This is a genomic window from Bremerella sp. JC817 (assembly GCF_040718835.1).
In the GTDB taxonomy this organism is placed as follows: domain Bacteria; phylum Planctomycetota; class Planctomycetia; order Pirellulales; family Pirellulaceae; genus Bremerella.
Map to the genome: position 1 here is coordinate 1 of NZ_JBFEFG010000237.1, position 573 is coordinate 573.

The window sequence follows — 573 nt, forward strand, 5'->3', positions numbered from 1 at the left end:
CGATTGGTATCCCTTAGCCGGCGAGCACTCGAATCAGTACTCCGGCGCGCCCACCCAGGCTTCGCCCTCAGCGAAGGGCTCGACCAGATCGACGACATTCAGGACCTGGCCTGGCACTACGTCGACCTGATGCAGCAACTGAACCTGGAGAACGTCCCTCTCGCGACGGTCGATGTGGTCAGCAAGTATGTCCCCGTTCGACCAGCCGGACGCGCCTGGGGATCGGCTCTGGCGGAAACTATGCCACCGCGGCGGCCAAGGCATTGGTCAAACATAGTTCGCTCTCGGCTGAAGAGATCGTGCTGGCCAGCCACGGTTTGGGCCTTCAGCTCGGTCAGGACGTTCACCAGGACCACGGTTTGGGCCTTCAGCTCGGTCAGGACGTTCGCCAGGACCACGGTTCGAACCTTCAGTTCGGTCGGGACGTTCACCAGGGCGTCAAAACGATCTACTCGGAATACCAACAGGCCAAGCGAGAACTTTCCGAAGGGAACTTGCGTCTGGTGGTTTCGATCGCATCCCGGCTAGAGGAACTATAGAGAAACCGAAGCCATTGGGTGTCTTTGTCTAACC

General features: G+C 59.5%; 1 protein-coding gene. It reads left to right on the plus strand.

Annotation, left to right across the window (positions count from 1 at the left end):
- The first annotated feature begins 263 nt into the window (after positions 1-263).
- Positions 264-539: a hypothetical protein gene (locus tag AB1L30_RS01575; protein WP_367011571.1), complete on the plus strand. Its 276-nt coding sequence runs from the start codon at positions 264-266 to the stop codon at positions 537-539.
- Positions 540-573: the final 34 nt, after the last annotated feature.